The organism is Caldimonas manganoxidans ATCC BAA-369 (assembly GCF_000381125.1).
Lineage (GTDB): Bacteria > Pseudomonadota > Gammaproteobacteria > Burkholderiales > Burkholderiaceae_C > Caldimonas > Caldimonas manganoxidans.
Genome location: NZ_KB905934.1, coordinates 81,019 through 106,811 on the forward strand (window position 1 = coordinate 81,019; position 25,793 = coordinate 106,811).

Below are 25,793 nucleotides of genomic sequence, written 5' to 3' on the forward strand. Positions count from 1 at the left end.
GACGCATCGGCCGCGCCGACCCCCAAGGCCCTCCCATCACGAGGGCCGCGGCGTTCAAGCCCGCCGGGCGAACTGACGCAGTTGCACGCCCACGGCCGCCAGCGTGCCAAAGTACGCCACGGCCGCCACGCCCAGGCACAGCACCATCCAGCCCACGCGCAGCCACGGCGTGGCGCGCAGCGCGGCCCAGTCCAGCCCCTCGGCGGCGCCGGCCAACCCGACCCCCAGCACGGCGCAGCCGGCCATGACCTGCACGACGAAGCGCCGCCAGCCCGGCCGAGGCGCGTAGGCCCCCTGGCGCTGCAAGCCCCACAGCAGCCAGCCGGCATTGATCAGGGCCGCCACACCGATCGACAGGGCCAGTCCTGCATGCCCCAGCCACGGCACGAACACGAGGTTCATGGCCTGTGTGAGCACGAGCACCACGATCGCGATGCGCACCGGCGTGCGGATGTCCTGGCGGGCATAAAAGCCCGGCGCCAACACTTTGATGCCGATGAGGCCGACCAAGCCCACGCCGTAGCCCATCAGCGCCAGACTGGTCTGGCGCAAATCGCCATCGTCGAAGGCCCCGTAGTGGTAGAGCACCGACACCAGCGGCCGACCAAAGACCAACAGCGCCACGGCGCTGGGCAAGGCCAGCAGCAACACCAAACGCAAGCCCCAGTCGAGCAACTCACTGTAGCGGCGCGTATCGCCCACGGCTTGCGCGGCCGACAGCTGAGGCAGCAGCACCACGCCCAGGGCCACCCCGAGCAACGCCGTGGGGAACTCCATCAGGCGATCCGCATACGTGAGCCAAGACACCCGGCCCTCGCCGAGAAAGGAGGCGATCTGCGTGTTGATGAGCAGCGAGACCTGGGCCACGGCCACCCCCAGCACGGCAGGGGCCATCATCAGCAGCAGGCGCTGCACCCCGGCATGCCGCCAAGCCGTGCCCAGCCCGCACCAGCGTGGCAGCATGCCGATGCGCGCCAAGGCCGGCACCTGCACGGCCAGTTGCAGCGCGCCGCCCAACATCACGCCCGCGGCCATCGCATAAATGCCCGGCAGCCCCCAAGCCTCGAAGCGCGGCGTCAGCCCCCAGGCGGCGGCGATCATCGCCACATTGAGCAACACCGGCGTGGCCGCCGGCACTGCAAAACGCTTCCAGGTGTTCAGGATGCCGGCCGACAGTGCCACCAGCGACATGAAGCCGATGTAGGGAAACATCCAACGGGTCATCACGACCGCCGCCTCGAAACCTTGGGCCGACTGCCGCAGCCCGGCAGCGATCGCATACACCAACACCGGCGCGGCTGCCACGCCCAGCACGCAGGTCAACAGCAAGACCCAGATCAGCACCGTGGCCACGGCATCGACCAAGGATCGGGTGGCCTCGTCGCCCTGGCGCGCGCGGCTTTCAGCCAAAAGAGGCACGAAGGCCTGGGAGAACGCCCCTTCGGCAAACAAGCGGCGCAACAGGTTCGGCAGGCGGAAGGCCACGTTGAAGGCGTCGGTCCAGGCCGAGGCGCCGAAGATGGTCGCCATCAACAGCTCGCGCACCAATCCGGTGATTCGCGAGGCCAGGGTCAGCAAAGAGACGGTGGAAGCGGCGCGCAGCAGATTCATGTGAGCAGCGCAGCGCTGGACGCGCGCCTTCGGGAAAACGCGCCGCGATTATAGAGAGCCCCACCGCCGAGAGCCCGCCGTCGAGAGCCCCGCAGACGGCCGCAGCAGCGATGCCTTGCCCCTCCTGCGGGATGCGGCCACCCCTGGGCACGGACCATGGGCATGCGGGCTCGTCCATGCTATACTTCGAGTTTCGCTCAACCCGAATCAGATCCATCCGTCCATGGCCACTTCGTCCAAAGCCAAGAAGACCGTCCGTATCGCGTCGGGCCGCAAGCGCGCCCGCCAGAATGTCAAACTCAACGCCGCGAACACGGCACTGCGGTCCAAGTTCCGCACGGTCATCAAGAACGTTCAGAAGGCCGTGGCGGCCGGCGACAAGGCCCGCGCCGCCGAACTGTTCAAGCACGCCCAAAAAGTGATCGATTCGATCGCGGACAAGGGCATCTTCCACAAGAACAAGGCCGCTCGTCACAAGAGCCGCCTGTCGGCATCGATCAAGGCCCTGGCCGCCTGAAGCGCCAACCGGGTTGAGATCGCAAAGGGCTCGCATGGCGAGCCCTTTTTCATGCCTGGCTGGGGTCATGCCTGGGGCGTGCCATGGGGCACCTCTGGCGGGCATCCCCCACCGTTGCGGGCCTTCAGTCTCGAGGCGAGTCCGGCGGATCGGGAATCAGACAGGCTTCGACCATCTGCAGGTCGTTGTCGCGGGCAAAGTTCATCACGAAGTCCCAGGCCATGGGCTCGATTTGCCGGATGGCCTCGTTGACCACCACGCACTTGACGCCCCCCACCACGGTGGGCACGCAATAGGGCGAATACCCCAAAGGCCCCGAGCGGCCCGGCTGCCCCCCGGCCGGTCGAAAACACGACATCACACCGGCCAGACGCTCGGCCCAGTCGCTGGGACGGAAGATGCGGCCGTCGCGGGTGATCCCCTGAATGAAGATCTCACGGGGTTTGGGGTGGGTCATGCGGTACAGACTCTCGATATGCCGCTTGTGGCGGCCGCGCTGAGCTGAGAAGTGTAGGCGGGTTCCTGCAGCGACAGGTCTTGCGAATGATATCTTATATAAGACTTGCCCGAGGTTCCGTCGGATTCCTGCCGCCGCGATGATGGCACGGCCGAGCTGTCGTGCGGCTTTCATGCCGCTGGGGCAGCGCCTGCCCTAGAATGGGATGGCCGACGCGGTGGGGGGGCCCTGCGGGTGCAGGGCTTGCTGCCGCGATTTTCTTTTGCAAAAGACGCCATGAACGCTCCCCAGACCGCAAACTCGTCGATGCCTCATGTGATGAACACCTACGGTCGGCTGCCGATCGCGTTGTCGCATGGACGAGGCTGCCGGGTCTGGGACACCGACGGACGAGAGTACCTCGACGCCTTGGGCGGTATCGCGGTCAACACCCTGGGGCACGCCCATCCACGGCTCGTTGCGGCCCTGCAGGACCAGGTCGCCCGCCTGATCCATTGCTCGAATTACTACCAAATACCCTTGCAGGAGCAGCTGGCCGCCAAGCTGGTCGCCCTGTCGGGCATGACGAATGTCTTTTTCTGCAACTCCGGTCTCGAGGCCAATGAGGCCGCGATCAAGATCGCACGGAAGTTCGGGCACGACCAGGGCATCGACCTGCCCGAGATCGTGGTCTATGAAAAGGCGTTCCACGGCCGCTCGATCGCCACGTTGTCGGCCACCGGCAACCCCAAGGTGCAGGCCGGATTCGGCCCCCTGGTGCCGGGCTTCGTGCGCATCCCGCTCAACGATGCGGCCGCTCTGGAAGACGTGGCCAAGACCCGCCCCAACGTGGTGGCAGTGTTCCTGGAAACCATTCAGGGTGAAGGCGGCGTCAACCCGGCCCGTGCCGAATACCTCAGGCAAGTCCGCCGCGTGTGCGACGAGCGCGGCTGGTTGCTGATCATCGATGAGGTGCAGTGTGGCATCGGTCGCACCGGCAAATGGTTTGCGCATCAGTGGGCCGGCATCGTGCCCGATGTGATGCCCTTGGCCAAGGGCTTGGGCTCGGGCGTGCCCATCGGCGCCGTGGTGGCCGGCCCGAAAGCCGCGCACGTCCTGCAACCGGGCAACCACGGCACGACCTTCGGGGGCAACCCCTTGGCCATGCGCGCTGGCCTCGAAACGCTGCGCATCATGGAAGAAGAAGGCTTGCTGGACCAAGCCACGCGCGTGGGCGCGGCGCTCAAAGCCGGCCTCATCCGTGAACTCGGCGCCGTGCCCGGCGTGGTCGAGATCCGCGGACAGGGCCTGATGCTGGGCATCGAGTTGGACCGCCCCTGCGGCGCCCTGCTCGGCCAGGCGATGGACGCCGGCTTGCTGATCAGTGTGACGGCCGACAAGGTGATCCGCATCGTGCCCCCGCTCATCCTCACCGAGACCGAAGCCGAGGAAATCGTTGCCAAGCTCGCCCCGCTGGTGAAGTCCTTTCTGACGGCCCCTGCAGCATGAGGTCGGCCATGAAACCCGGAGACTCGCTGATGAAGCACTACTTGCAGTTCAAGGACTTCCGCGCCGAGGAATATGCCTACCTCTTCGAGCGCGCCGCAGTGATCAAGAAGCGCTTCAAGAACTATGAAAAATACCAGCCGCTCGTCGATCGCACCTTGGCGATGATTTTCGAGAAGGCCAGCACCCGCACGCGCGTGAGCTTCGAAGCGGGCATGTACCAAATGGGCGGCTCGGTGGTGCACCTGACCACCGGCGACAGCCAGCTCGGCCGTGCCGAACCGATCGAAGACACCGCGCGCGTGATCAGCCGCATGGTGGACTTGGTGATGATCCGCACCTACGAGCAAGCCAAGCTCGAAGCGTTTGCGGCGCATTCGCGCGTGCCGGTCATCAACGGGCTGACCAACGAATTCCACCCTTGCCAGATCCTGGCCGACATCTTCACCTACATCGAGCACCGCGGCTCGATCCAAGGCAAAGTGGTGGCCTGGGTGGGCGATGGCAACAACATGGCCAACACCTGGCTGCAAGCGGCCGAGGTCCTGGGCTTTACGGTGCATGTGAGCACGCCCAGCGGCTACGAAGTCGATCCGGCCGTGGCCGGCATCCGCGATGCGAGCTGCTACAAGACCTTCAAAGACCCGATGGATGCCTGCCGCGGTGCCGACCTGGTCACCACCGACGTGTGGACCAGCATGGGGTTCGAGGCCGAGAACGAACAACGCCGCCAAGCCTTCGCCGACTGGTGTGTGGACGCCGAGATGATGGCCGTGGCCAAGCCCGATGCCCTGTTCATGCACTGCCTGCCGGCGCACCGCGGTGAAGAAGTCGCCGCCGAGGTCATCGACGGCCCACAATCGGTCGTTTGGGACGAGGCGGAGAATCGGATGCACGTGCAAAAAGTCCTCATGGAGTACCTGTTGCTCGGTCGGATCGGCTGAGACGCCGCCACGCCCAGAGGCCATAAGCCAGCGCGTTGATGGCCATCACGCCGATGCCCAGCCAGGCTTGGACGGCCGGCGTGAGCCCCACCGGATACAGCAGTGGCATCACGTAGTGCTCGACGAATGACGTGGTGTAGCCCGCCTGACCGCCAGCCTGGCGCAGATGGTTCTCCAAAGGCGTGAGCGGGCAGATGCCTGCGCTCAATTCGATCCAGGCGCCCCAGGCGGCCGCCGGCAGGTGGGCCCAGACCAGGCGAGGCCAGCGCCACACCAGAAAGCCGCCCAGCACCACGAACACGACGAAGCCCAGGTGCAACAGGACCAACAGATCGGCAAGCGCGCGGTAGATCATGACCACAGACTACAACGACGAACGCAACCATGCCGAGGTGGGCGCGGTGGGCGACAACCCCTGCACCCGCTGTGGCGCCTGCTGCGCCAGCTTCCGCGTGGACTTCGCGCGCGATGAGCTCGACGAGGCTGGCGGCTGCGTGCCCGCCGGGCTGACGGTGGAGGTGACCGACACCATCCGCCGCATGCGCGGCACCGACCACGCCCGCCCCCGCTGCGCGGCCCTGGTGGGCCAGGTGGGCGTGAACGCGTACTGCGGCATCTACGAGTGGCGGCCCTCGCCCTGCCGCGAGTTCGGCGCTTTGGCCCCTGTGGGGCTGCCGGACGAGGCTTGCACACGCGCTCGCGCTCGTCATGGCCTTCCCCCTTTGGCTGGAATCGGCTAAGAATTTGGTGTGGCGTTGGAAATAACCGACACCACACCGCGGTCGGCGGTGCTGAAATTTCGGCTTCTCCAATGCCAAGCGCTCGCCATGAAACGCCTGTGGGACATCTCCCCGCCTCTGCATTCGCGCAGTCCGGTGTTTCCCGGGGATACGCCTTACGCTCAGGTCTGGAGCGCCACGCTCGGGCCGGGCTGTCCGGTCAATGTCAGCTGCATCACCACCTCGCCGCATGCCGGCGCCCATGCCGATGCGCCGCTGCACTATGCCAACGGCGCGGCGCCCATCGGCGCCTTGGACCTGGCGCCGTACTTGGGCCCGTGCCGGGTGATCCACGCCATCGGCGTGGGGCCGCTGGTGCGTCCGGAGCACTTGGCGCATGCGCAAGCGCAGCTGCCGGCGCGCGTGCTGGTGCGTACCTACGCGCGGGCGGTGGTCGACCGTTGGGTCGATGACTTCAGCGCCTTTGCGCCGCAGACGCTGGAATGGCTGGCCGACCAAGGGGTGCGGCTCGTGGGCATCGACACGGCTTCGGTGGACCCGGCTTCGAGCAAAACCCTGGATGCCCACCAGGTGCTGCTCAAGCGTGATTTGCGCGTGTTGGAGAACCTCGTGCTCGACGAGGTGCCCGAGGGCGATTACGAGCTGATCGCCTTGCCCCTGAAATGGATGGAAGCCGATGCCAGCCCGGTGCGCGCCGTGCTGCGCGAGCTGCCCTGACCGGACACGCCGACATGATCACACGACAAGACTGCCTGGCACTGGACGCCCAAGACCGCCTTGCCCCTTTGCGTGAGTGGTTCGACATTCCAGAAGGCTGGATCTACCTCGACGGCAATTCGCTGGGCGTGCTGCCGCGTGCCACGCCTGGGCGGCTGCAGCAGGTGCTGCGCGAGGAATGGGGGCGCGATCTGATCCGCAGCTGGAATTCCGCGGGCTGGATCGACCTGCCGCGGCGCGTCGGCGACAAGATCGCGCGGCTCATCGGCGCGCGCGCCGGCGAGGTGGTGGCCGCCGACTCGACCTCGGTGAACCTCTACAAGGTGCTGATGGCCGCCAGCCACATCATGGGGCAAGACCATCCGCGTCGGCGGGTGATCCTGTCCGAGCGCAGCAACTTCCCGACCGACCTCTACATCGCCGAAAGCCTGGCCCACGAACGCGGCTGGAGGCTCGAGCTCGTCGAAGCCGAGGAGCTGCCCGCGGCGCTGACCGAGGAGGTGGCCGTGCTGCTGCTGACGCACGTGAACTACCGCACCGGTCACATGCACGACATGGCGGCGCTCACGCGCGCGGCGCACGCTGCCGGCGCCCTCGTGGTGTGGGACTTGGCGCATTCGGCCGGGGCCGTGCCGGTGGACCTGCATGGGGCCGACGCCGACTTCGCCGTGGGCTGCGGCTATAAATATCTCAATGGCGGTCCAGGCGCACCGGCCTTCGTGTGGGTCCACCCGCGCCATGTGCAGCGCTTCTGGCAACCGCTGGCGGGCTGGATGGGACATGCCGAGCCCTTCCGCTTCAGCCCCTCTTACGAGCCCGCGCCGGGCATCGCGCGCTACTTGTGCGGCACGCCGGCGGTGATCGCCATGAGCGCGCTGGAGTGCGGAGTGGATACCGTGCTGGCGGCCGAACCCTTGGGGGGCATGGCAGCCTTGCGCGAGAAGTCGATCGCGCTGACCTCCTTGTTTGCGGAACTCGTCGAGGCGCGCTGCGCGGGGCATGGCCTGACCGTGGTGTCCCCGCGCGAGCCCGAGCATCGCGGCAGCCAAGTCTGCCTGACCCGCTCGGAAGGGGGTTACGCCATCGTGCAGGCGCTGATCAGTCGACAGGTGGTGGGCGACTTCCGCGCCGGCGACCCGCGCATGCCCGACATCCTGCGCTTCGGCTTCACGCCGCTGTACACCCGCTTCGTCGATGTATGGGATGCGGTGGAACAGTTGGTTCAGGTGATGGACAGCGGGCAATGGCGTGAAGCCCGCTTCCATCAGCGTGCCGCGGTGACCTGAGGACGTCCCCATGACCGAGCGACCCGAAGACATCGTGCGCGCCGAAGGCGCCCAGCTCGATTTCTCCAAAGACATGAGCTATGGCGACTACCTGCACTTGGACGAGATCCTCAGTGCTCAGCATCCACTGTCGCCCGACCACAATGAAATGCTGTTCATCGTGCAGCATCAAACCAGCGAGCTGTGGATGAAGCTGATGCTGCACGAGCTGCACGCGGCCATCGCCTGCGTGGCCCGTGACGAACTGCCTGCGGCCTTCAAGATGCTGGCGCGGGTAAGCAAGATCATGGAGCAGCTCGTGCATGCGTGGGACGTGTTGGCCACGATGACCCCGCCGGAATATTCGGCCATCCGCCCGTATCTGTCGAACTCCAGCGGCTTTCAGAGTTGGCAGTACCGCTGCATCGAGTTTGCGTTGGGCAACAAGAACGCGGCCATGCTCAAGCCGCATGCCCACAACCCGCGCCGTCTGGCCGAGGTGGAAGCGGCTTGGCGGGCGCCGTCCCTGTATGACGAATCGCTGCGCTTGCTGGCGCGGCGCGGCTTGCCAGTGCCGGCCAGCCACGTCGAGCGCGACTGGACCCAGCCTTACGTGGAAAGTGCCCAGGTCGAACAGGCCTGGCTGCAGGTCTATCGCCAACCTGCGCAGCACTGGGATCTGTACCAACTCGGCGAAGAACTCACCGATCTGGAAGACGCCTTCCGCTTGTGGCGCTTTCGCCATGTGACCACGGTCGAGCGCGTGATCGGCTTCAAACGCGGCACGGGCGGCACCTCGGGCGTGGCTTACTTGCGCAAGATGCTCGACGTGGTGCTTTTCCCCGAGATCTGGAAGCTGCGGACCGACCTATGATCTTGCCCCCCCGAGGACATTGCCCGCCGTGGAAACGAAATGGCTTGAAGACTTCGTGAGCCTGGCCGAGACACGCAGCTTCTCGCGCTCGGCACAGTTGCGACACGTGACACAACCGGCCTTCTCGCGCCGCATCCAAGCGCTGGAGGCATGGATCGGCGTGGACTTGGTGGACCGATCCTCGTACCCGACGCGGCTGACGCCGGCCGGAGAAACTTTTCTGGCGCAGGCCTTGGAGATTCTCGGCACGCTGCAAGCCACGCGCAACCTGATGCGCGCGCACCGCGCCACGGGGCAGGACCTGATCGAGTTTGCCGTGCCCCACACCTTGGCCTTCACCTTCTTTCCGCATTGGATCACCCGCCTGCGCGAGCGCTTCGCGCCGATCAAGAGCCGACTGATCGCCCTCAACGTGCACGACGCGGTGCTGCGCTTGACCGAAGGCAGCTGCGATCTGCTGATTGCCTACCACCATGCCTCGCAGCCCTTGCAGATCAACCCCGAGCGTTACGAAATGCTGACCTTGGGGGTGGAGACGCTGGCACCGTATGCCAAAGCCGGCCCGGACGGTCGGCCGCTGTTCCTGCTCACTCAGGGCACACCGCAGCGGCCCGTGCCCTTGCTCGGATATGCCGCTGGCGCCTACCTGGGCCGCCTGGTCGAATCGATCAAGCAGCGCTCGCCCGTGCCGCTGCACCTGGAAACCATTTACGAGACCGACATGGCCGAGGGCCTGAAGGCCATGGCGCTCGAAGGCCATGGGCTGGCCTTCCTGCCTGGCAGTTCGGTGCGCAAAGAAGCCCGCAGCCGACGTCTGGTCAGCGCAGCGACCGACCCGGCCCTCTATGAAGTGACCATGGACGTGCGGATTTACCGCGAGCGCCCTGAAGCCGCCAAACATGTGCGGCCCGCGGCCCAAGCCTTGTGGGAATATCTGAAGCTGACGCATCCGGCCTGATGCGGCCATCGACGAGCGCGCACGGACCACACCGAGGAGCGAGCATGAGTTGGGCAGTGTTGGCAGTGGCCATCGCGGGGATCGGGTTGCTGGCGCCGGTGGTGGCCAGGATCCGTGCGTTGGCCAGCCTGCGGCTGCCCAGCCACTTGAGGCGCCGCCCCGCCCCACCGAGGCTGCAGGCGGCGATCGAGGACTTGTTCAGCCCGATCGAAGCCGAACTGGCCGAGCTGGGCTTTCGCTTCTCCCATGCGGCGCAAGCGCTGGCCACCCCCAGCGAATGGACCCCCTGGCAGCCGATACGGGTATTTCGCCACTTCCACTTCCCCATCGTCGCGCAGCTGACCGGCCCCAGCCTGCCGGAGTTGCCCAATGTGCCCATCCTGAGCTTGCTGGCCGAATTGAAAGACGGGCCGATGGTGCTCACCTCGAACGTGCCGATGCATTTGTTCCCGGCCGATCCCAAGGTGCAGCGCCTCGCAGGCGACAGCTTCCCGTCGGTGAAAGACCAGTATGCAGCCCAGCTCGATGCCATGCGCGCCGAAGGCTTGCAGGACTTCCTGCCCTGGGGCGACCCCGAGGACATCGAGGCCCGGCTCGGGGCCTATGAGCAGCGCTGCCTGCAGGCTGTGGTGCAAGCCGGTTGGTGCGAGCCCGAAGGCGAGTCCTTGCGCATCGCACCGCGCAAGCTGCCGGCTCTGGGGTATTTCCTGACCCGCCAGATCAAGCGCCTGGTGCACACCCTCCAGCAACTGCCGCCGCAGTCGCCGGCGCGAAAGACCTCGGCGCCGCTGGAGCGCAGCCTGATGCTCTACATCGCCACGCATGCGCGGCCCAAGCACAGCCCTCCTGCGGTGGTGCAGTGGACGCTGTACGGCCTGAGCCTCGCGCTGTGCCTCGTGCTCGGAGGAGGGCTGTTGGGCTGGCCCTTCGCGGGTCTGCTGCTGGTGGTCATTGCGCTGCACGAAGCTGGCCACTATCTGGCCCTGCGCGCTCTGGGCTACCGCCACATGCAGATGCTGATGCTGCCACTGATCGGTGGCGTGGCCTTCGGCGAGTCGAGTCACCCCCCTGCCTGGCACCGAGTCATCGTGAGCCTGGCCGGCCCGCTGCCGGGCTTGCTGCTGGGCGCTGCGCTGCTTGGCTGGCCGCCGGCACGCCCCGAGCTCGTGCAACTGGGCTGGCTCCTGTTGCTGGTCAATGCCTTGAACCTGCTGCCCTTGCACCCCTTCGATGGCGGGCGCGTCCTCGAAGCCCTGCTGCCGGCGCGCCATGTGGTGGTGCGCATCGCGCTGGAAGGCTTGGCCGTGCTGGGTCTGCTGGCGCTGTGGTGGTTCGTCGGCTGGACCATCGCCTGGGCGCTGATCCTGCTCAAAGCGCTGAGCTGGCGAGGTCTGTGGCGCCAAATGCGCTTCGAGCGGCTCTATGCCCGCACGGCCCGCGCGCGCAAGCCCGCCGATGCTCGCGCCCTGGCACGACTGGCGTTCCAAACCCTGGAGCGAGTGGTGCCTGCCCGGGCCTCGCTGCGGCAGCGCATCGGCATGGTCGACGAGTTGATCACCCAGCTGAGGTCACGGCCCCTGAAGGGCCCTTGGGCGCTGGGCGTGGCGGCCCTTCATCTGGCCGCGCTGGCCTTGCCTTTGGCCCTTGGCCCGCAGCTGGTGCAGGTCGGCCGCGCCGCCTTCATGAGCGAACCCGAACGGCAGGCGCTGCGCTCACGAGAGCACGAAGCCTTGGTGCGTCAGTGGAGCGTGGGTGAGCTGGTCTTGGCACTGTCACCGACCGATCCCACCGCCCGCCACGCGGCCACGCCTTTGGGCCTGGCCACCTTGCAACAGCGCCTGGGCGCCTCCCTGCCCACGGAGCTGATCGAGGTGTATCGCACGCGCGATGGCTTGAGCGTCGATCCCTGGCTGCAGCTGGCGCCCATCGGCGACGTCCTCCCGTTGCGCCAGAGCCGACCGCGTTTGGCTGCACGACTTGCGCCACAGCAGTCCCCCGATGGCAGCCCCACCCGCGCCAAGATCGTCGTCGAATGCGCCTCGGCCCCCGGCTTGCCCTGTGAAGTCCGTATCGACGAGGTCTTGGGCTGGTGGCACGTGGGTCACATCGAGGGCCAGCCCTTGTTGTTGATGCCCGGCCGCGACGGGGCCACGGCGCATTGGGTCCGCTTGGACATCGAGGCTTTGCGGGTGCACCCGCAGGCGTCTTTGCGCGAGCTGTTGTCGCAAGCCTATCTGCGCCTGCACCCCGCGAGCCCTGCCCCCAAGCCTCGATGAGCGCATCCCCGCAGGCACGTGTTCGCGCTTCGGTATACTGCGCGCGATCGACCGTTGTCCGTGGCTGCCGAGCAAAGTCGGGGCCCCTGTATCGGCCGCTAGCCCCCAGAACGGGTCAACCTCCATCACCATCCGCGCTGGCGCGCTTTCTCGTCTTCCACTCTTACGCGTGACGCTATGACTTGCCGTCGTTTGTGGCTGGCCGCATGCCTGCTCGGTGCCTGGTTGAGCCCCGCCATGGGTGCCGAGTCTCATCCGGTGCTCGACCGCATCGCCCAGCGGGGACACATCGTCATTGCCCACCGGGAATCGTCGGTGCCGCTGTCCTATGTGGATGCCAAGGGGCAAGCGCTGGGCTATGCGGTGGATCTTTGCCTGCGCATCGCCGAAGCGGTGCGCAAAGCCTTGGACCTGAAGTCCTTGGGGGTGCAGTACCACCTGGTGACCCCGGCCAATCGCATGGCCGCCATCATCGAAGGCCAAGCCGATCTGGAATGTGGTTCGACCACCAACAACGCCGAACGCCGCAAAAGCGTGGCCTTCACGGTGCCCCACTACATCACCGGAGCGCGCTATCTCGTGCGAGCCGACAGCCCGATCGACGATCTCAACGGCTTCGGCGGCAAGCGTCTGGTCTCGACCAAGGGCACCACGCCGATGCGGGCCATCGACCAAGCCAACCGTGAACGGCTGCTGCGCATAACGATTCTGGAAGCGGCCGACCATGCTCAAGCTTTGCAAATGGTGGAGCAAGGCCAGGCCGACGGTTTTGCCATGGACGATGTCTTGCTCTACGGCTTGATTGCCTCGGCGCCGGACCCGTCCCGCTTCAAAGTGGTGGGCAAGTTTCTGACCATCGAGCCGCTGGCCATCATGCTCAGCAAAGACGACCCGGCGTTCAAGCAGATCGTCGATGCCGAGATGCGCCGCCTGATTCTGTCCGGCGAAGCGCAGCGCATCTACGACAAGTGGTTCATGCGGCCCATCCCGCCCAAAGGGCAGAACCTGAACGTGCCGATGAGCTATTTGCTCAAGGATTTCTGGAAATACCCCACGGACCAAGTGCCGTTTTGAGGCGATCGGGCCGAGGCGCATCACATCGCCAAGGCACTGACGCCTTTGTCTGGCCCTCACGGGCTTTTCCCTTGATTGGAGACTGTCGATGAAGAAGTCGCTGCTGACCGTTGCAGCCCTCGTCCTGGCCCTGGGCGCCGCCCAGGCCGACACGCTGAAAAAAATCAAAGACACCGGCAAAGTCGTGATGGGCGTGCGTGACTCGTCCATCCCGCTGTCTTACACCCTTGGTGGCGGTAAGTACACCGGCTACCATGTCGAGTTGTGCGAACGAGTGCTGGCGGACATCGGCAAGCAATTGGGCATCAAGCCCACCATCGAGTACACCCCCGTGACCTCGCAGAACCGCATTCCGCTGGTGCAAAACGGCACGGTGGACATCGAATGCGGCTCGACCACCAACAACCGCGCGCGGCAAGAACAGGTGGCCTTTGCGTTGACCACTTATGTGACCGAAGTCCGCATGGCCGTCAACACGAAGTCCAACATCGACTCCATCGCCGACTTGGACCGCCGTACCGTGGTGACCACCACCGGGACCACCTCGGTGCAGCACCTGCGTCGCCACAAGCGCGCCGAAAACATCCAGTTCAATGAGATCCTCGGCAAAGACCATGCCGACTCCTTCCTGATTCTGGAGTCCGGCCGTGCACACGCGTTCGTGATGGACGACAACCTGCTTGCGGGCTTGATCGCCAATTCGCGCAACCCGGCGGACTTCAAAATCGTTGGCGAGGTGCTGTCGGTCGAGCCCATCGCCATCATGCTGCGCAAGGACGATCCGGCCTTCAAGAAGGCAGTGGACGACTCGATCCGCGGCTTGATGAAGAGCGGGGAACTCACCAAGCTTTACAACAAGTGGTTCACCCAACCCATCCCGCCGAAGAACGTCAACGTCAACCTGCCCATGGGCGACACGTTGAAGGCGCTGTTCGCCAACCCCAACGACAACCCGATGGAGTCGTACGCGGCGAAGTAAGCCCCGGCACGGCTTCGGCTCAACGCGCGGCCCGCCTTCTTGGCGGGCCGTTGTCTTGCACGCTGCTCGACCCTGGCGTGGCGCTTGCGGCGCGATGCGCGGGGGTCGTGGAGACTGGACTATGGCATATCAATGGGACTGGCAGGTCTTTTGCCGTGACACCTTGGACAACACCATCGTGTCCGGCTGTTTCGGCCAGGACGGCGGCCACACCTACCTGGATTGGATGATCTCGGCATGGGGCTGGACTCTCGCCGTGGCTGGCTGTGGCTGGCTCATCGCCCTGATGGCCGGCATCGTGGTGGGCACCCTGCGCACCACCGGCCCCCGGTGGATTCAATGGGCAGCCACCGCCTGGGTGGAGCTGTTTCGCAACATTCCACTGTTGGTGCAAATCTTCATGTGGTATCACGTGGTGCCCGCCTTGGTGCCCGCGATGCGTGAGGTGTCGCCTTTCGTGCTGGTCATCGTCGGCTTGGGTCTGTTCACCTCGGCACGCGTGGCCGAGCAAGTGCGCGCGGGCATCCAGGCGTTGCCGCGGGGTCAAGTCATGGCCGGCGCCGCCCTGGGGTTGACGACGGTGCAAACCTACCGTTACGTGATCCTGCCGATGGCCTTGCGGTTGGTGCTGCCGCCTTTGACTTCCGAGGCCATGAACATCATCAAAAACTCCTCGGTGGCCTTTGCGGTGTCGATCGCTGAGCTGACCTTGTTTGCGATGCAAGCACAGGAAGAAACCTCCCGAGGCATCGAGATCTACCTGGGCGTGACCGCGCTTTACGTCGTCTCGGCCTTCGGCGTCAACCAATTCATGGGCTGGTTGGAGCGCCGTGTTCGCGTTCCTGGTTTGGTGGGAGCCGGCAAATGATCACGCTGGATTGGTCGTTCTACAACTGGGATCTCATCAGCCAGTTCGTGTGGAAAGGTCTGCTGTTCAGCATCGAGCTGACCTTGGTGGCCATGGTCGGCGGCATCGTCTTGGGCACCGTGCTGGCCCTGATGCGTTTGTCCGGCCGGGCTTGGCTGGCCGTGCCGGCCACCATCTACGTCAATGGCATGCGGTCCATCCCGCTGGTGATGGTGATCCTGTGGTTTTTCCTCTTGATGCCTTTCGTGCTGGGGCGTCCCATCGGGGCCGAACTGTCGGCAGTGATCACTTTCACCTTGTTCGAGGCCGCCTACTATTCGGAAATCATGCGGGCGGGGATTCAGTCCATTCCACGCGGGCAGGTCTACGCCGGCCAGGCCATGGGCTTGACCTATGCCCAAAACATGCGCTTCGTGATCCTGCCGCAGGCCTTGCGCAACATGCTGCCGGTGTTGCTGACGCAAACCATCATCCTGTTCCAGGACACCTCGCTGGTCTACGCCATCGGCGCGTATGACATGCTCAAAGGCTTCGAGACCGCGGGCAAGAACCTGGGGCGCCCGGTCGAAGCGTATTTGTCCGCGGCGGTGCTGTATTTCGTGATCTGCTTTGCGCTGTCGCAGTGGGTCAAGCGGCTTCAGAAGAAAATCGCCATCGTGCGCTGAGCGCGATGCCTTTGCAGGAGAGACGACATCATGTCGGCAATGATCGAAATCAAGAACGTCAGCAAGTGGTATGGCAACTTCCAGGTGCTGACCGACTGCACCACCACCGTCAACAAGGGCGAAGTGGTGGTGGTCTGCGGCCCATCAGGCTCGGGCAAGTCCACACTGATCAAAACTGTCAATGCCCTGGAGCCCATCCAGAAAGGCGAGATCCTGGTCGATGGGGTGGCCGTCAACGACCCCAAGACCAACCTGCCCAAGCTGCGCTCGCGCGTGGGCATGGTGTTCCAGCACTTCGAGCTCTTCCCGCACCTGTCGGTGACCGACAACCTCACGCTGGCGCAGGTCAAGGTCTTGGGTCGCAGCAAGGACGAAGCGCGCGAGCGTGGCTTGAAGATGCTCGACCGCGTGGGCCTGATGGCTCACAAGGACAAGTTTCCCGGCCAGCTCTCGGGGGGGCAGCAACAGCGTGTGGCCATTGCTCGCGCGCTGAGCATGGACCCGATCGTGATGCTCTTCGATGAACCCACCTCGGCGCTCGACCCCGAGATGGTTGGCGAGGTGCTCGATGTGATGGTGCAACTCGCACAGGAAGGCATGACCATGATGTGCGTCACGCACGAGATGGGCTTTGCGCGCAAGGTCAGCCACCGCGTGATCTTCATGGACCAGGGGCGCATTCTGGAAGACTGCGCCAAGGACGACTTCTTCGGTCAGCCCGAACGCCGCACACCGCGCGCGCGGGAGTTCCTCTCGAAGATCCTGCAGCACTGAGCGGCCCGTGGCGCCGCGTGGCGCCACAGCCGGCAGGCCCGGGCTACAGCAAGTTGCGCACCTGGGCCTGCACTTGCAGCAAGGCAGGCAGGCAGCGATCCTGCAGCTCGCTCATCGACATGCGTGCGGCATGCACACTGACGTTGATCGCCGCCACCGTATCGCCGCGCAGGTTGCGCAAAGGCACGGACAGCGTGCGCAGGCCCAGCTCCAGTTCTTGATCGACCGCGGCAAAGCCCTGGGCGCGGGCCCGGGCGATTTCGATGCGCAGCCGGTCTTTGTGCGTGATGGTGTGCGGCGTGAGCGGCTCGAGCCGCTGCTCGTCCAGCCAGGCATCGACCTTCTCCTGCGGCAAAGCCGCCAGCAACACGCGGCCATTGGCAGTGCAGTAAGCCGGCACACGCGTGCCCGGCTGCAGCGTGGCCGACACCACCCGACCGGCGGTGGTGGCCGCAATGCAGATGACATCGTTGCGATCCAGCACCCCGGCGGAGGACGCCTCTTGCAGCGCATGCGCCAGCTTGTGCAACTGTGGATGCACGATGCGCGGCAGTCGGGCCGAATGGATGTAGGACTGGCCCAGGCGCAGCACCTTGGGCGTGATGGAGAACATGCGCCCGTCGTAGGCCACATAGCCCAGGTGGGTCAGCGTCAGCAGATAGCGCCGCGCCGCCGCACGGGTCAAGCCGGTGCGCTGAGCCACTTCGGTCATCGACAGGCGTGACTGCTCTTGATCGAAAGCCTCGATCACCGCCAAGCCCTTTTCCAGCCCCGCGATGAAATCGCGCTTTTGCACTTGAAACTCAGGCCCGGACATGGCTGTGAGCGACATCGTTGCCCCTTTCTGATGACCACACATCGCGCGCTTGCCGCACACAAGGATCGATCACCGCATCCTTCGGCACGGAAGGCTTGTTCTGCGCGGCAATATAGCCTAGATTGCCTGTCGTTGTTCGTTCAACAACCAACAGTGCGACTATCGCCCTGATTGAAAATCTCTAAACCCCTGCCGTCGTGCCGCGCACGGCCGCGGCGACGGCCCTCACCTCATGTCCACGGTCCTCTTCGAAGGCTTTTTGTCCACCACCGAGATGCTCGAGCTCTTTGGCGAGTCCTCGGTGATTCAAGCCATGATGGATTTCGAAGCCGCGCTGGCTCGCGCGCAGGCCGAGGAGGGCTTGATGCCCATGGCTTGCGCGCAAGCGATCGCCAGCGTGTGCAAAGCCGACCTGTACGATCTGCCCGGGCTCATCGCCGACGGCCGTCGCAGCGGCAGCTTGGCCATCCCGCTGGTGAAGAAGCTGACCGAAACGGTGGCCCTGTTCGACAAAGCCGCCGCTGCCTATGTGCACTGGGGCAGCACCAGTCAAGACGTGATCGACACCGGCATGGTGCTGGTGACCCGCCGTGCGCTGGGCGCCATCGATCGCGACCTTGCGCGCTTGATCGGCGCCTTGCTGAGCCGCGCCCGCACGCACGCGCGCAGCCCGGTGCTCGCCCGCACTCTGATGCAGCCGGCCCAGGTCGTGACCCTGGGCTACAAGCTGACGGGCTGGGTGGCGCCGCTGTTGCGCGCCCAACAGCGGCTGCGCGAGGCGGCCGCCCGTGCGCTGCGGCTGCAACTCGGCGGGGCCGTGGGCACGCTGTCGGCCATGGGGCCGCAAGGCCCCGCGGTGGCGCGGCGCATGGCGCAAGCGCTGGGTTTGCCCTGGTCTTCGCTGGCTTGGCACACCCAGCGTGACGAATGGGCGGCGCTGGGCGCGGAGCTCGGCGTGCTGTGCGGCAGCCTGGGGAAGATCGCGCGCGATCTCTCGCTGATGGCCCAAGGCGAGATCGGTGAATTGGCCGAACCCTCGGGCAGCGGACGCGGCGGATCTTCGGCCATGCCGCACAAGCGCAACCCGGTCTCCAGCATGGCCGCCTTGGCGGCGGCCACGCGCGCGCCGCAACGGGTGGCGGCCTTGCTGGCCAGCATGACACAAGAGCACGAGCGGGGGCTGGGCAATTGGCAAGCCGAGTTGGCCGAATGGGCGGGGCTGTTCCTCAGCGCCCATGGCGCGCTGGCCGCGCTGGCCGAGGCCGCCGAAGGGCTCATCATCGATCCCGAGCGCATGCGTGCCAACATCGAGGCCTTGCAAGGCCTGGTGCATGCCGAGTCCGTCTCGATGCTGCTGGCGACCTCCATGGGCAAGGCCGCGGCCCACGCCCTGATGGAAAGCCTCACGCAACGGGCGCTGGCCTCCAAGCGCCATCTGCGCGACCTCACGCTGGAAGCCCTGGCCCAAGATGCGGCCCTGAGCGGCCTGCGCGACCGCATCGACCCGCTGTTCGACATCGACCAAGCCGCCGAGCCGGCCGCACGCATTGCGCTGGAGCAGCTCGACAGCCTGGAGGCCCAAGCTCAACGCCTACAACGCACCCCCCGACCCTTTTGAACACCGACGCCTGATGATGGATACCCCCACCGGTCACGACCATACCGATGCCTTCGACCATGGTCTGCGCAACCGCCGTGCCGTGCTCGGCGATGCCTGGGTCGAACGCTCCCTCGCTCAAGCCAATGCTTTCAATGCCGACTTCCAATCGCTGATCACGCGCTACGCCTGGCACGAGATCTGGGGCCGCCCCGGTCTGGACCCTCGCACGCGCCGCTTGCTGGTGCTGGGCATGACGATCGCCCAAGGCCGCTGGGAAGAGTTCGAGCTGCATTTGCGCGCGGCCGTGGCCGGCGGGCTGGCGCCGGACGAGATCAAAGAGACCTTGCTGCAATCGGCCATCTACTGCGGGGTGCCGGCGGCCAATACCGCGTTCAAGCTCGCCGTCGATGTGCTGCGTCAGATGGGCGTGAGCCTGGAGCCTCGCCCGCTGGACCCTGCGCACCGGGTGAGTCAGCACCGCACCTTCAGCACGCCCGAGTTGCATGTCTTGCGGCAGGGCCGCGGCACACCCGTGGTGCTCAGCCATGCGCTGGGCATGGACGTGCACATGTGGGATGCCCTGGCCCGCTCCCTGGCCGAGCACGGCTGTGAAGTGCTGCGCTACGACCACCGTGGCCATGGCCAGTCGGCTTGCCCGCCTGGGCCTTATGCGATGGACGATTTGGTGGCCGATGCCGCGCGCGTGGTGCGCGAATGGGGCCGTGGCCCAGTGGTGTGGGTCGGCCTGTCGATGGGGGGCATGGTGGGACAGGGTTTGGCCGCCGGCCACCCCGACCTGGTGCGCGCTTTGGTGATCGCCAATTCCACGGCCTGGTATCCCGAGGCGGCCCGGGCCTCGTGGGCCCAGCGCATCGCCACCGTGCAAGCCCAGGGTCTGGAGGCCATTGCCGAGATGGTGATGGGCCGCTACTTCCATGAGGGATTCCGCGCCGCACACCCCGAGGTGGAAGCCGCCGCGCGCGCCACCTTGCTGCGCACCGATCCACAGGGCTATGTCGCGTGCTGCCATGCGGTCTCGCAGGTCGATTGGCGCAAGGCGCTGCCGTCCATCGCCTGCCCGGTGCTGGTGATCGCCGGGGCGCGGGATCAAGGCACCCCGGTGGCAATGGCCGAAGCCATCGTGCAAGCTCGCCCAGGCGCCAAGCTGGTGGTGCTCGAGGAAGCCTCGCACATCAGCGTGTTGGAGCAGCCCCAGGCCTTCGAACAAGCGGTGCGAGAGTTTCTCGGGTCGATCTGATGCGCAGGCCCGACCGGATGATCGGGTATGGTCGGGCCTCATGACGGATCTATCTTTTTTCTGGCACGACTACGAGACCTTCGGCCGCGTGCCCCGCCGAGACCGCCCCGCCCAATTCGCCGGCATCCGCACCGATGCCGACTTGAACGAGGTGGGCGAACCGGTGATGCTGTACTGCCAACCCAGCCCGGACTACCTGCCCGACCCCGAATCCTGTTTGCTCACGGGCATCGTGCCGCAGCACTGCCGAGAGCACGGCTTGCCCGAACATGCCTTTGCGGCCGCGGTGGAGGCCGAACTGGCCCGTCCCGGCACCGTGGGCGTGGGCTACAACACCTTGCGCTTCGACGACGAAGTCACGCGCTTTCTGTTTTGGCGCAATCTGATCGATCCCTACGCGCGCGAGTGGCAGAACGACTGCAGCCGCTGGGATCTGCTGGACGTGGTGCGTGCCACCTGGGCCCTGCGCCCCGAAGGCATCGAGTGGCCCACCCTCGACGACGGCCGGGTCAGCTTGCGACTCGAACATCTGAGCGCGGCCAACGGTCTGGCACACCAGTGCGCCCACGATGCGCTGTCGGACGTGCGCGCCACCATCGCGCTGGCGCGCTTGATTCGCGCCCGTCAGCCGCGGCTATGGGACTTTTGTCTGAAGTTGCGCAAGAAAGACGCCGTATTGGCCGAAATCGGCGTGGGGCGCCCGTTCGTGCATCTGTCGGGCATGTATGGTGCCGAGCGCGGCTATTTGGCCATCGTCTGGCCGCTGGCGCCGCACCCCTTGCACAAGAACGAGATCATCGTCTGGGATCTGGCCCAAGACCCGGCCGAGCTGTTCGAGCTCAGCAGCGCGCAGGTGCGCCAGCGCCTGTACAGCCGCAGCGAAGACTTGCCCGCCGGCGTGCAGCGTTTGCCGATCAAGACCCTCCACCTCAACCGCTGCCCCATCGTGATCGGCAATCTCAAGACACTGACGCCACCGGTGCTCGAACGTTGGCGCATCGACATCGACCAAGCGCTGCGCCATGCCGAAACCGCCGCACGCCACGGCGCCACGCTCGCCGGCCTGTGGCCCGAAGTGTTCGCACGGCCTGAAGCGCCGGGCCCGGTGGACGTGGACGAAGATCTCTATGGCGGCTTCATCGGCAGCGAAGACCGCCGCCGCCTGCAGCGGGTACGCGCCACCGAGCCCGAAGCGCTGGCCGAGCGTCTGCCTGGCTTCGATGACGAGCGCCTGGACGAACTCGTGTTCCGCTACCGGGCGCGCAACTTCCCGCACACGCTCAGCCCTGCCGAACAAGCGCGCTGGCGCCAACATTGCCATGCCCGGCTGCATGCGGGCCAGGACGGTTGGCCGACGCTGGCCCAATACTTCGAACGCATCGACGCCCTGGGCGAAGCCTTGGCCGACGATGACGAACGCGGCCAGCGCATCCTGGGCGCGCTCTACGACTACGCCGAAGAACTGGCGGAATTCAGCGCTGCGGACTGATCACACACGCTCCAGGATCACCGCAATGCCCTGCCCCACGCCGATGCACATCGTGCACAGGGCATAGCGGCCTTTGATGCGGTGGAGTTGATTCACTGCGGTGGTGGCCAGCCGCGCCCCCGAGGCCCCCAACGGATGCCCCAGCGCGATCGCCCCGCCATTGGGATTGACGCGCGGGTCGTCGTCTTTCAGCCCCAGCTCACGCAACACCGCCAACGCCTGGGCAGCGAAGGCTTCGTTGAGTTCGATCACGTCCATCTGGTCCAGCGACAGCCCGGTCAGCGCCAGCACCTTGCGGGTGGCCGGCGCCGGGCCAATGCCCATCACCCGCGGCGGCACGCCGGCCGTGGCCATGCCCACCACACGCGCCTTGGGAGTGAGGCCATGCTTTGCGGCGCTGGCCTCGTCGGCCAACAACAGCGCACAAGCGCCATCGTTCACGCCCGAGGCATTGCCCGCGGTGACGGTGCCATCGGGACGCACCACCCCCTTGAGCTTGGCCAAGGCCTCCAGCGAGGTTTCGCGCGGATGTTCATCACGACTGACGACCAGGGGCTCGCCTTTCTTCTGGGGAATGCTCACTGGCGTGATCTCGGCCTCGAAAAATCCGGCCTGCTGCGCGGCCACCGCCTTGAGCTGCGAGGCCAGCGCCATCTTGTCCTGGTCTTCGCGGCTGATCTTCCAATCGGTGGCCACGTTCTCGGCGGTCTCCGGCATGGAGTCCACGCCGTACTGTGCCTTCATCAGCGGGTTGATGAAGCGCCATCCGATGGTCGTGTCGTAGACCGCGTTGTTGCGCGAGAACGCGCTTTCCGCCTTGGGCATCACGAAGGGGGCGCGGCTCATGCTCTCGACGCCGCCGGCAATCATCAAGCCGGCCTCCCCACTGCGAATCGCCCGGGCGGCCGTGCCCACGGCATCCAAACCCGATCCGCACAAGCGGTTGACCGTGCTGCCCGGCACATCCAAGGGCAGGCCCGCCAGCAAGGCGGCCATGCGCGCGACATTGCGGTTGTCCTCGCCGGCTTGGTTGGCGCAGCCCAAGATCACATCGGTGACGGCCGCCCAATCCACGCGAGGGTTGCGTTCCATCAACGCCTTGATCGGCACGGCCGCCAGATCGTCGGTGCGCACCGACGACAAGGACCCGCCGTAGCGGCCGAAGGGAGTGCGGATGGCGTCGCAGATGAAGGCTTGCGTCATGGTGGAAGGTCTCTTTCGTTCGGGTAAAGGGGGGCGCGATCAGGCGCGCCGCAGCGCAATGGCCGTCAGCGCCTGGAGCTCTTCGAAGGCCAGGCCCTCGACCATGTCGATCACCTGGGCACCATCGGGCGTCAGATCGATGACGGCCAAGTCGGTATAGACCCGACTGACACAGCCCACGCCGGTCAACGGGTAGGTGCACTGTGGCACCAGCTTGCTCTGCCCGGTCTTGGTGAGGTGCTCCATCATCACGTAGGTCTTCTTGGCGCCGATGGCCAAGTCCATCGCCCCGCCCACCGCGGGAATCGCATCCGGTGCCCCGGTATGCCAGTTGGCCAGATCGCCCTTGGCCGACACCTGGAACGCCCCCAACACGCACACGTCCAGATGGCCGCCGCGCATCATGCCGAAGCTGTCGGCATGGTGGAAATAGCAACCGCCGGGCAGCAGCGTCACCGGCTGTTTGCCGGCGTTGATCAAGTCATAGTCTTCTTCGCCGGCCGCCGGCGCCGGGCCCATGCCCAGCACGCCGTTTTCGCTGTGCAGCACCACTTCACGATCGGGCGGAATGTGATTGGCCACCAGCGTGGGCAGCCCAATGCCCAGGTTGACGTAGGCGCCATCGGGAATGTCGATCGCCACGCGCCGGGCCATCTCGTCGCGGGTCCATTTCTTCATCACGCAGCCTCCTTCTTGAAACCGCCGGCCTGGGTGATGCGGCGCGGCACCCGCACCACACGGTGCACGAAGATGCCCGGGGTGACGACCGCCTCCGGATCGAGCGCACCGAGCTCGACGATCTCGGGCACCTCCACCACCGTACACTTGGCGGCCATGGCCATGATGGGCCCGAAGTTGCGCGCGGTCTTGCGGTACACGAGATTGCCCCAGCGGTCGGCCCGCTCGGCTTTGATCAAAGCCACATCCGCATGGATGGGATACTCCAGCACATAGTGCCGGCCGTTGATTTCGCGGGTTTCCTTGCCGCGGGCCAGCTCGGTGCCATACCCCGTGGGGGTGTAGAACGCGCCTATGCCTGCGCCGGCGGCGCGGATGCGCTCGGCCAAATTGCCCTGCGGCACCAATTCGAGCTCGATCTTGCCGCTGCGGTAGAGCTCGTCGAACACATACGAATCGACCTGGCGCGGAAAGGAGCAAATGATCTTCCTCACCCGCCCGGTCTTGAGCAATGCGGCCAGCCCGGTGTCGCCGTTGCCCGCGTTGTTGTTGACCACCGTCAGATCCCGGGCCCCCTGGGCAATGAGACCCTCGATCAAGTGGTCCGGGATGCCGGCGGTGCCGAAACCGCCGATCATCACGGTCGAGCCGTCACGCACATCGGCCAGGGCGGCCTCGACCGAGGCACAGATCTTGTTGATCATAGAACGCCTATCGAACAGATGATGGAATAAACCAGGAAATGTTCTAATATTGAACAATGGTTCTTCTTGTGAACACTCACTGTACTCGACCATGAGCCCGAACTCAAGCTCGCGCCCGACGCAGCGCATCCAGCCCGGCGACAGCTATGTGCAATCCTTTGCCCGCGGCCTGGCCGTGGTGCGCACCTTCAGTGGCGAGGCGCCGGCGCAAACCATTTCGGAAGTGGCCGAACGGGCCGGCCTGACCCGTGCCGGGGCGCGGCGCATCCTGCTGACGCTGCAGCACCTGGGCTATGTGCAAGCCGAGGGACGGCTGTTTCGCCTGACGCCCAAGATTCTCGACCTGGGTTTTGCCTACCTGAGCTCGCTGCCCCTGTGGAACCTGGCCGAGCCGGTGATGGAAGACCTGGTGGCCGACATCAAGGAATCCTGCTCGGCCGCCGTCCTGGACGACACGGACATCGTCTACGTGCTGCGCGTGCCCACGCACAAGATCATGGCCATCAACCTGGGCGTGGGCAGCCGCCTGCCAGCCTACTGCACCTCGATGGGGCGGGTGTTGCTGGCCGGGCTGCCCGACGCGGAGCTGGACGACCGCCTGGCCGCCAGCGAATTGCTCAAACGCACGCCCAAAACCGAAACCGATCCGACCCGCCTGCGTGCCTTGATCGAGCAAGTGCGCGTGCAAGGCTGGGCGCTGGTGGCCGAAGAATTGGAAGAGGGCCTGGTGTCGCTGGCCGCGCCGATCCGCGGCCGCAACGGTGAGGTGGTGGCGGCCATCAATGTGAGCGGCCAGCAACACCGCACCCCACCGGTGGTGATGTTGGAACGCTTCTTGCCCAAACTGCTGGCCGCCGCGCAGCAGATCAGCTCGATGATCGGCGGCGCCAAGTAAACGCCGTGGCTAAGTGCTGCGCGCCCCCAGGCGCTGCGAGACCGTGCGCGCGCAGTCGCGCAGGGCCTGCGCGAGCGGGCCATCCCAGCGGGTGTCGAACACGCCGGACGGCCCGATGGCGGTGATGGCCATCACCATCTGGCCCGCGTGATCGAACACCGGCGCGGACATGGCACTCACCCCCTGGATCACCGCCCCTTCGGAGCGGCTCATGCCGTGGGCACGCACCTCGGCCAACGTCGGCTCGAAGTCCTCCCAGCGGGGCAAAGGCCGGGGCGCGGGCATGCCGGGCTGAGCGCGCAGTCCCAGCACCTGCTCGCGTGCGCGCTCCTCCTCCAGGGCCGCACGCACCACCTCGGCCGGCAGATACGCCGAAAACAGACGTCCCGACGCGGTTCCGGGCAGGGACTCGACGGTGCCATGGCGCATGTTCACATGCACGGCCGCCGGCGACTCCTCGATGCGCACGATGGTGGGCCCCCGGGAGCCCCACACCGCCACGGCCACGGTGTGCCCGATGCGCTGCGCCAGCTCGGCAATCAGAGGCGTGGCGATGCGCACTGGATCGGCCTGTTGCAGCGCAATCAGGCCCAATTGGAGCGCCAAGGGCCCTAGCCCATAGTGACCGCTGACGTCGTCTTGCTCGATCAGCCCGATCTTGCCGAAGCTCACCAGATAAGGATGCGCCTTGGCCGGGCTCATGCCGGCCTCGCGCGCCAGCTCCTTCAGCGGCAGCGCCCGCCCAGCATGGGCCAGGGCCCGCAGCAACTGCCCTCCGACCTCCACGCTTTGAATGCCGCGCCGGTCGCGTTCGGCCCTCGCAGAGTTGTCATCCACGGTCTAAGTTCTTTCTATCGCCACGGGTCATGGCGATTCAGGGTTTGTACTTATCAAATTGATTAGACATTAGCAAACAAGTTGACTACGATCAAGCCAAGTTCAGCC

26 protein-coding genes are annotated in these 25,793 nt (G+C 65.9%); 18 read left to right on the forward strand and 8 right to left on the reverse strand.

All coding sequences use genetic code 11. The features are described from left to right. Positions 1 to 54: 54 nt before the first annotated feature. A complete protein-coding gene (gene murJ, locus F615_RS0105250; RefSeq protein ID WP_019560125.1) occupies positions 55 to 1,611 on the reverse strand; it encodes a murein biosynthesis integral membrane protein MurJ in 1,557 nt (518 codons plus the stop codon). 223 nt (positions 1,612 to 1,834) lie between these two features. On the opposite strand from murJ, the gene rpsT reads away from it, so the two are divergent. Next, positions 1,835 to 2,128 (forward strand): 30S ribosomal protein S20, encoded by a 294-nt coding sequence (gene rpsT, locus F615_RS0105255; RefSeq protein ID WP_019560126.1) that lies wholly within the window; start codon positions 1,835 to 1,837, stop codon positions 2,126 to 2,128. Between the two features lie 124 nt (positions 2,129 to 2,252). On the opposite strand, the gene F615_RS0105260 is transcribed toward rpsT, so the two are convergent. After that, complete coding sequence (locus F615_RS0105260; RefSeq protein WP_019560127.1) at positions 2,253 to 2,585, reverse strand: DUF3579 domain-containing protein; 333 nt, start codon at positions 2,583 to 2,585, stop codon at positions 2,253 to 2,255. 276 nt (positions 2,586 to 2,861) lie between these two features. On the opposite strand from F615_RS0105260, the gene F615_RS0105265 reads away from it, so the two are divergent. Then, positions 2,862 to 4,073 carry an acetylornithine transaminase gene (locus F615_RS0105265; RefSeq protein ID WP_026330048.1) on the forward strand — a complete coding sequence of 404 codons (1,212 nt, stop codon included), beginning with the start codon at positions 2,862 to 2,864 and terminating at the stop codon, positions 4,071 to 4,073. A gap of 8 nt (positions 4,074 to 4,081) precedes the next feature. Beyond that, positions 4,082 to 5,014 carry an ornithine carbamoyltransferase gene (argF, locus tag F615_RS0105270; RefSeq protein WP_019560129.1) on the forward strand — a complete coding sequence of 311 codons (933 nt, stop codon included), beginning with the start codon at positions 4,082 to 4,084 and terminating at the stop codon, positions 5,012 to 5,014. Here argF and F615_RS0105275 read toward each other — a convergent pair. After that, positions 4,980 to 5,369 carry a DUF2784 domain-containing protein gene (locus tag F615_RS0105275; RefSeq protein ID WP_019560130.1) on the reverse strand — a complete coding sequence of 130 codons (390 nt, stop codon included), beginning with the start codon at positions 5,367 to 5,369 and terminating at the stop codon, positions 4,980 to 4,982. The genes argF and F615_RS0105275 overlap by 35 nt on opposite strands. Between F615_RS0105275 and F615_RS0105280 the strand changes: the two genes are divergently transcribed. The 11 genes from F615_RS0105280 (at position 5,368) to F615_RS0105330 (ending at position 16,204) form a co-directional block, all read left to right on the forward strand. Further along, on the forward strand, positions 5,368 to 5,754 hold the full coding sequence (locus F615_RS0105280; RefSeq protein WP_019560131.1) for a YkgJ family cysteine cluster protein: 387 nt from the start codon (positions 5,368 to 5,370) through the stop codon (positions 5,752 to 5,754). The two genes, F615_RS0105275 and F615_RS0105280, sit on opposite strands and share 2 nt — an antisense overlap. A gap of 87 nt (positions 5,755 to 5,841) precedes the next feature. Next, positions 5,842 to 6,471: an arylformamidase gene (gene kynB, locus F615_RS0105285; protein WP_019560132.1), complete on the forward strand. Its 630-nt coding sequence runs from the start codon at positions 5,842 to 5,844 to the stop codon at positions 6,469 to 6,471. 14 nt (positions 6,472 to 6,485) lie between these two features. After that, a complete protein-coding gene (gene kynU, locus F615_RS0105290; RefSeq protein WP_019560133.1) occupies positions 6,486 to 7,757 on the forward strand; it encodes a kynureninase in 1,272 nt (423 codons plus the stop codon). Between the two features lie 10 nt (positions 7,758 to 7,767). Next, positions 7,768 to 8,610 carry a tryptophan 2,3-dioxygenase gene (kynA, locus tag F615_RS0105295; RefSeq protein ID WP_019560134.1) on the forward strand — a complete coding sequence of 281 codons (843 nt, stop codon included), beginning with the start codon at positions 7,768 to 7,770 and terminating at the stop codon, positions 8,608 to 8,610. Between the two features lie 28 nt (positions 8,611 to 8,638). Then, the gene (locus F615_RS0105300) at positions 8,639 to 9,568 is read left to right on the forward strand and encodes a LysR family transcriptional regulator (protein ID WP_019560135.1); all 930 of its coding nucleotides are present in this window, start codon (positions 8,639 to 8,641) and stop codon (positions 9,566 to 9,568) included. A 44-nt stretch (positions 9,569 to 9,612) separates the two neighbouring features. Beyond that, positions 9,613 to 11,844 (forward strand): site-2 protease family protein, encoded by a 2,232-nt coding sequence (locus F615_RS0105305; protein WP_019560136.1) that lies wholly within the window; start codon positions 9,613 to 9,615, stop codon positions 11,842 to 11,844. Between the two features lie 177 nt (positions 11,845 to 12,021). Further along, positions 12,022 to 12,918 (forward strand): amino acid ABC transporter substrate-binding protein, encoded by an 897-nt coding sequence (locus tag F615_RS0105310; RefSeq protein ID WP_026330051.1) that lies wholly within the window; start codon positions 12,022 to 12,024, stop codon positions 12,916 to 12,918. 88 nt (positions 12,919 to 13,006) lie between these two features. Continuing rightward, positions 13,007 to 13,897: a transporter substrate-binding domain-containing protein gene (locus F615_RS0105315; protein WP_019560138.1), complete on the forward strand. Its 891-nt coding sequence runs from the start codon at positions 13,007 to 13,009 to the stop codon at positions 13,895 to 13,897. A 121-nt stretch (positions 13,898 to 14,018) separates the two neighbouring features. Continuing rightward, on the forward strand, positions 14,019 to 14,765 hold the full coding sequence (locus tag F615_RS0105320) for an amino acid ABC transporter permease (protein WP_019560139.1): 747 nt from the start codon (positions 14,019 to 14,021) through the stop codon (positions 14,763 to 14,765). Beyond that, on the forward strand, positions 14,762 to 15,430 hold the full coding sequence (locus F615_RS0105325; RefSeq protein ID WP_019560140.1) for an amino acid ABC transporter permease: 669 nt from the start codon (positions 14,762 to 14,764) through the stop codon (positions 15,428 to 15,430). Before F615_RS0105320 ends, F615_RS0105325 begins: the two co-directional genes overlap by 4 nt. A 39-nt stretch (positions 15,431 to 15,469) precedes the next feature. Beyond that, entirely contained in the window at positions 15,470 to 16,204 is a 735-nt protein-coding gene (locus F615_RS0105330; protein ID WP_019560141.1) for an amino acid ABC transporter ATP-binding protein, read from the forward strand. 43 nt (positions 16,205 to 16,247) lie between these two features. Here the strand turns inward: F615_RS0105330 and F615_RS0105335 are convergent, their stop codons facing one another. Further along, on the reverse strand, positions 16,248 to 17,021 hold the full coding sequence (locus F615_RS0105335) for an IclR family transcriptional regulator domain-containing protein (protein WP_026330053.1): 774 nt from the start codon (positions 17,019 to 17,021) through the stop codon (positions 16,248 to 16,250). A 232-nt stretch (positions 17,022 to 17,253) separates the two neighbouring features. On the opposite strand from F615_RS0105335, the gene pcaB reads away from it, so the two are divergent. From pcaB to sbcB, 3 genes are read left to right on the forward strand one after another with little or no spacing between them, the layout of a single operon-like run. After that, a complete protein-coding gene (pcaB, locus tag F615_RS0105340; protein WP_019560143.1) occupies positions 17,254 to 18,639 on the forward strand; it encodes a 3-carboxy-cis,cis-muconate cycloisomerase in 1,386 nt (461 codons plus the stop codon). 13 nt (positions 18,640 to 18,652) lie between these two features. After that, the gene (pcaCD, locus tag F615_RS0105345) at positions 18,653 to 19,879 is read left to right on the forward strand and encodes a bifunctional 4-carboxymuconolactone decarboxylase/3-oxoadipate enol-lactonase PcaCD (RefSeq protein WP_019560144.1); all 1,227 of its coding nucleotides are present in this window, start codon (positions 18,653 to 18,655) and stop codon (positions 19,877 to 19,879) included. Between the two features lie 40 nt (positions 19,880 to 19,919). Then, a complete protein-coding gene (gene sbcB / locus F615_RS0105350) occupies positions 19,920 to 21,368 on the forward strand; it encodes an exodeoxyribonuclease I (protein WP_019560145.1) in 1,449 nt (482 codons plus the stop codon). Here the strand turns inward: sbcB and pcaF are convergent, their stop codons facing one another. From pcaF to F615_RS0105365, 3 genes are read right to left on the reverse strand one after another with little or no spacing between them, the layout of a single operon-like run. Then, positions 21,369 to 22,571 carry a 3-oxoadipyl-CoA thiolase gene (pcaF, locus tag F615_RS0105355; RefSeq protein WP_019560146.1) on the reverse strand — a complete coding sequence of 401 codons (1,203 nt, stop codon included), beginning with the start codon at positions 22,569 to 22,571 and terminating at the stop codon, positions 21,369 to 21,371. 39 nt (positions 22,572 to 22,610) lie between these two features. Continuing rightward, complete coding sequence (locus F615_RS0105360) at positions 22,611 to 23,249, reverse strand: 3-oxoacid CoA-transferase subunit B (protein ID WP_019560147.1); 639 nt, start codon at positions 23,247 to 23,249, stop codon at positions 22,611 to 22,613. Next, positions 23,249 to 23,953, reverse strand: a complete 705-nt coding sequence (locus F615_RS0105365) for a 3-oxoacid CoA-transferase subunit A (protein ID WP_019560148.1) — start codon at positions 23,951 to 23,953, stop codon at positions 23,249 to 23,251. Before F615_RS0105365 ends, F615_RS0105360 begins: the two co-directional genes overlap by 1 nt. A gap of 91 nt (positions 23,954 to 24,044) precedes the next feature. Here F615_RS0105365 and F615_RS0105370 point away from each other — a divergent pair, with 91 nt between their 5' ends. Then, entirely contained in the window at positions 24,045 to 24,848 is an 804-nt protein-coding gene (locus F615_RS0105370; protein ID WP_019560149.1) for an IclR family transcriptional regulator, read from the forward strand. Positions 24,849 to 24,857: 9 nt separating this feature from the next. On the opposite strand, the gene F615_RS0105375 is transcribed toward F615_RS0105370, so the two are convergent. Further along, positions 24,858 to 25,685: an IclR family transcriptional regulator gene (locus F615_RS0105375; RefSeq protein WP_019560150.1), complete on the reverse strand. Its 828-nt coding sequence runs from the start codon at positions 25,683 to 25,685 to the stop codon at positions 24,858 to 24,860. Positions 25,686 to 25,793 lie beyond the last annotated feature (108 nt).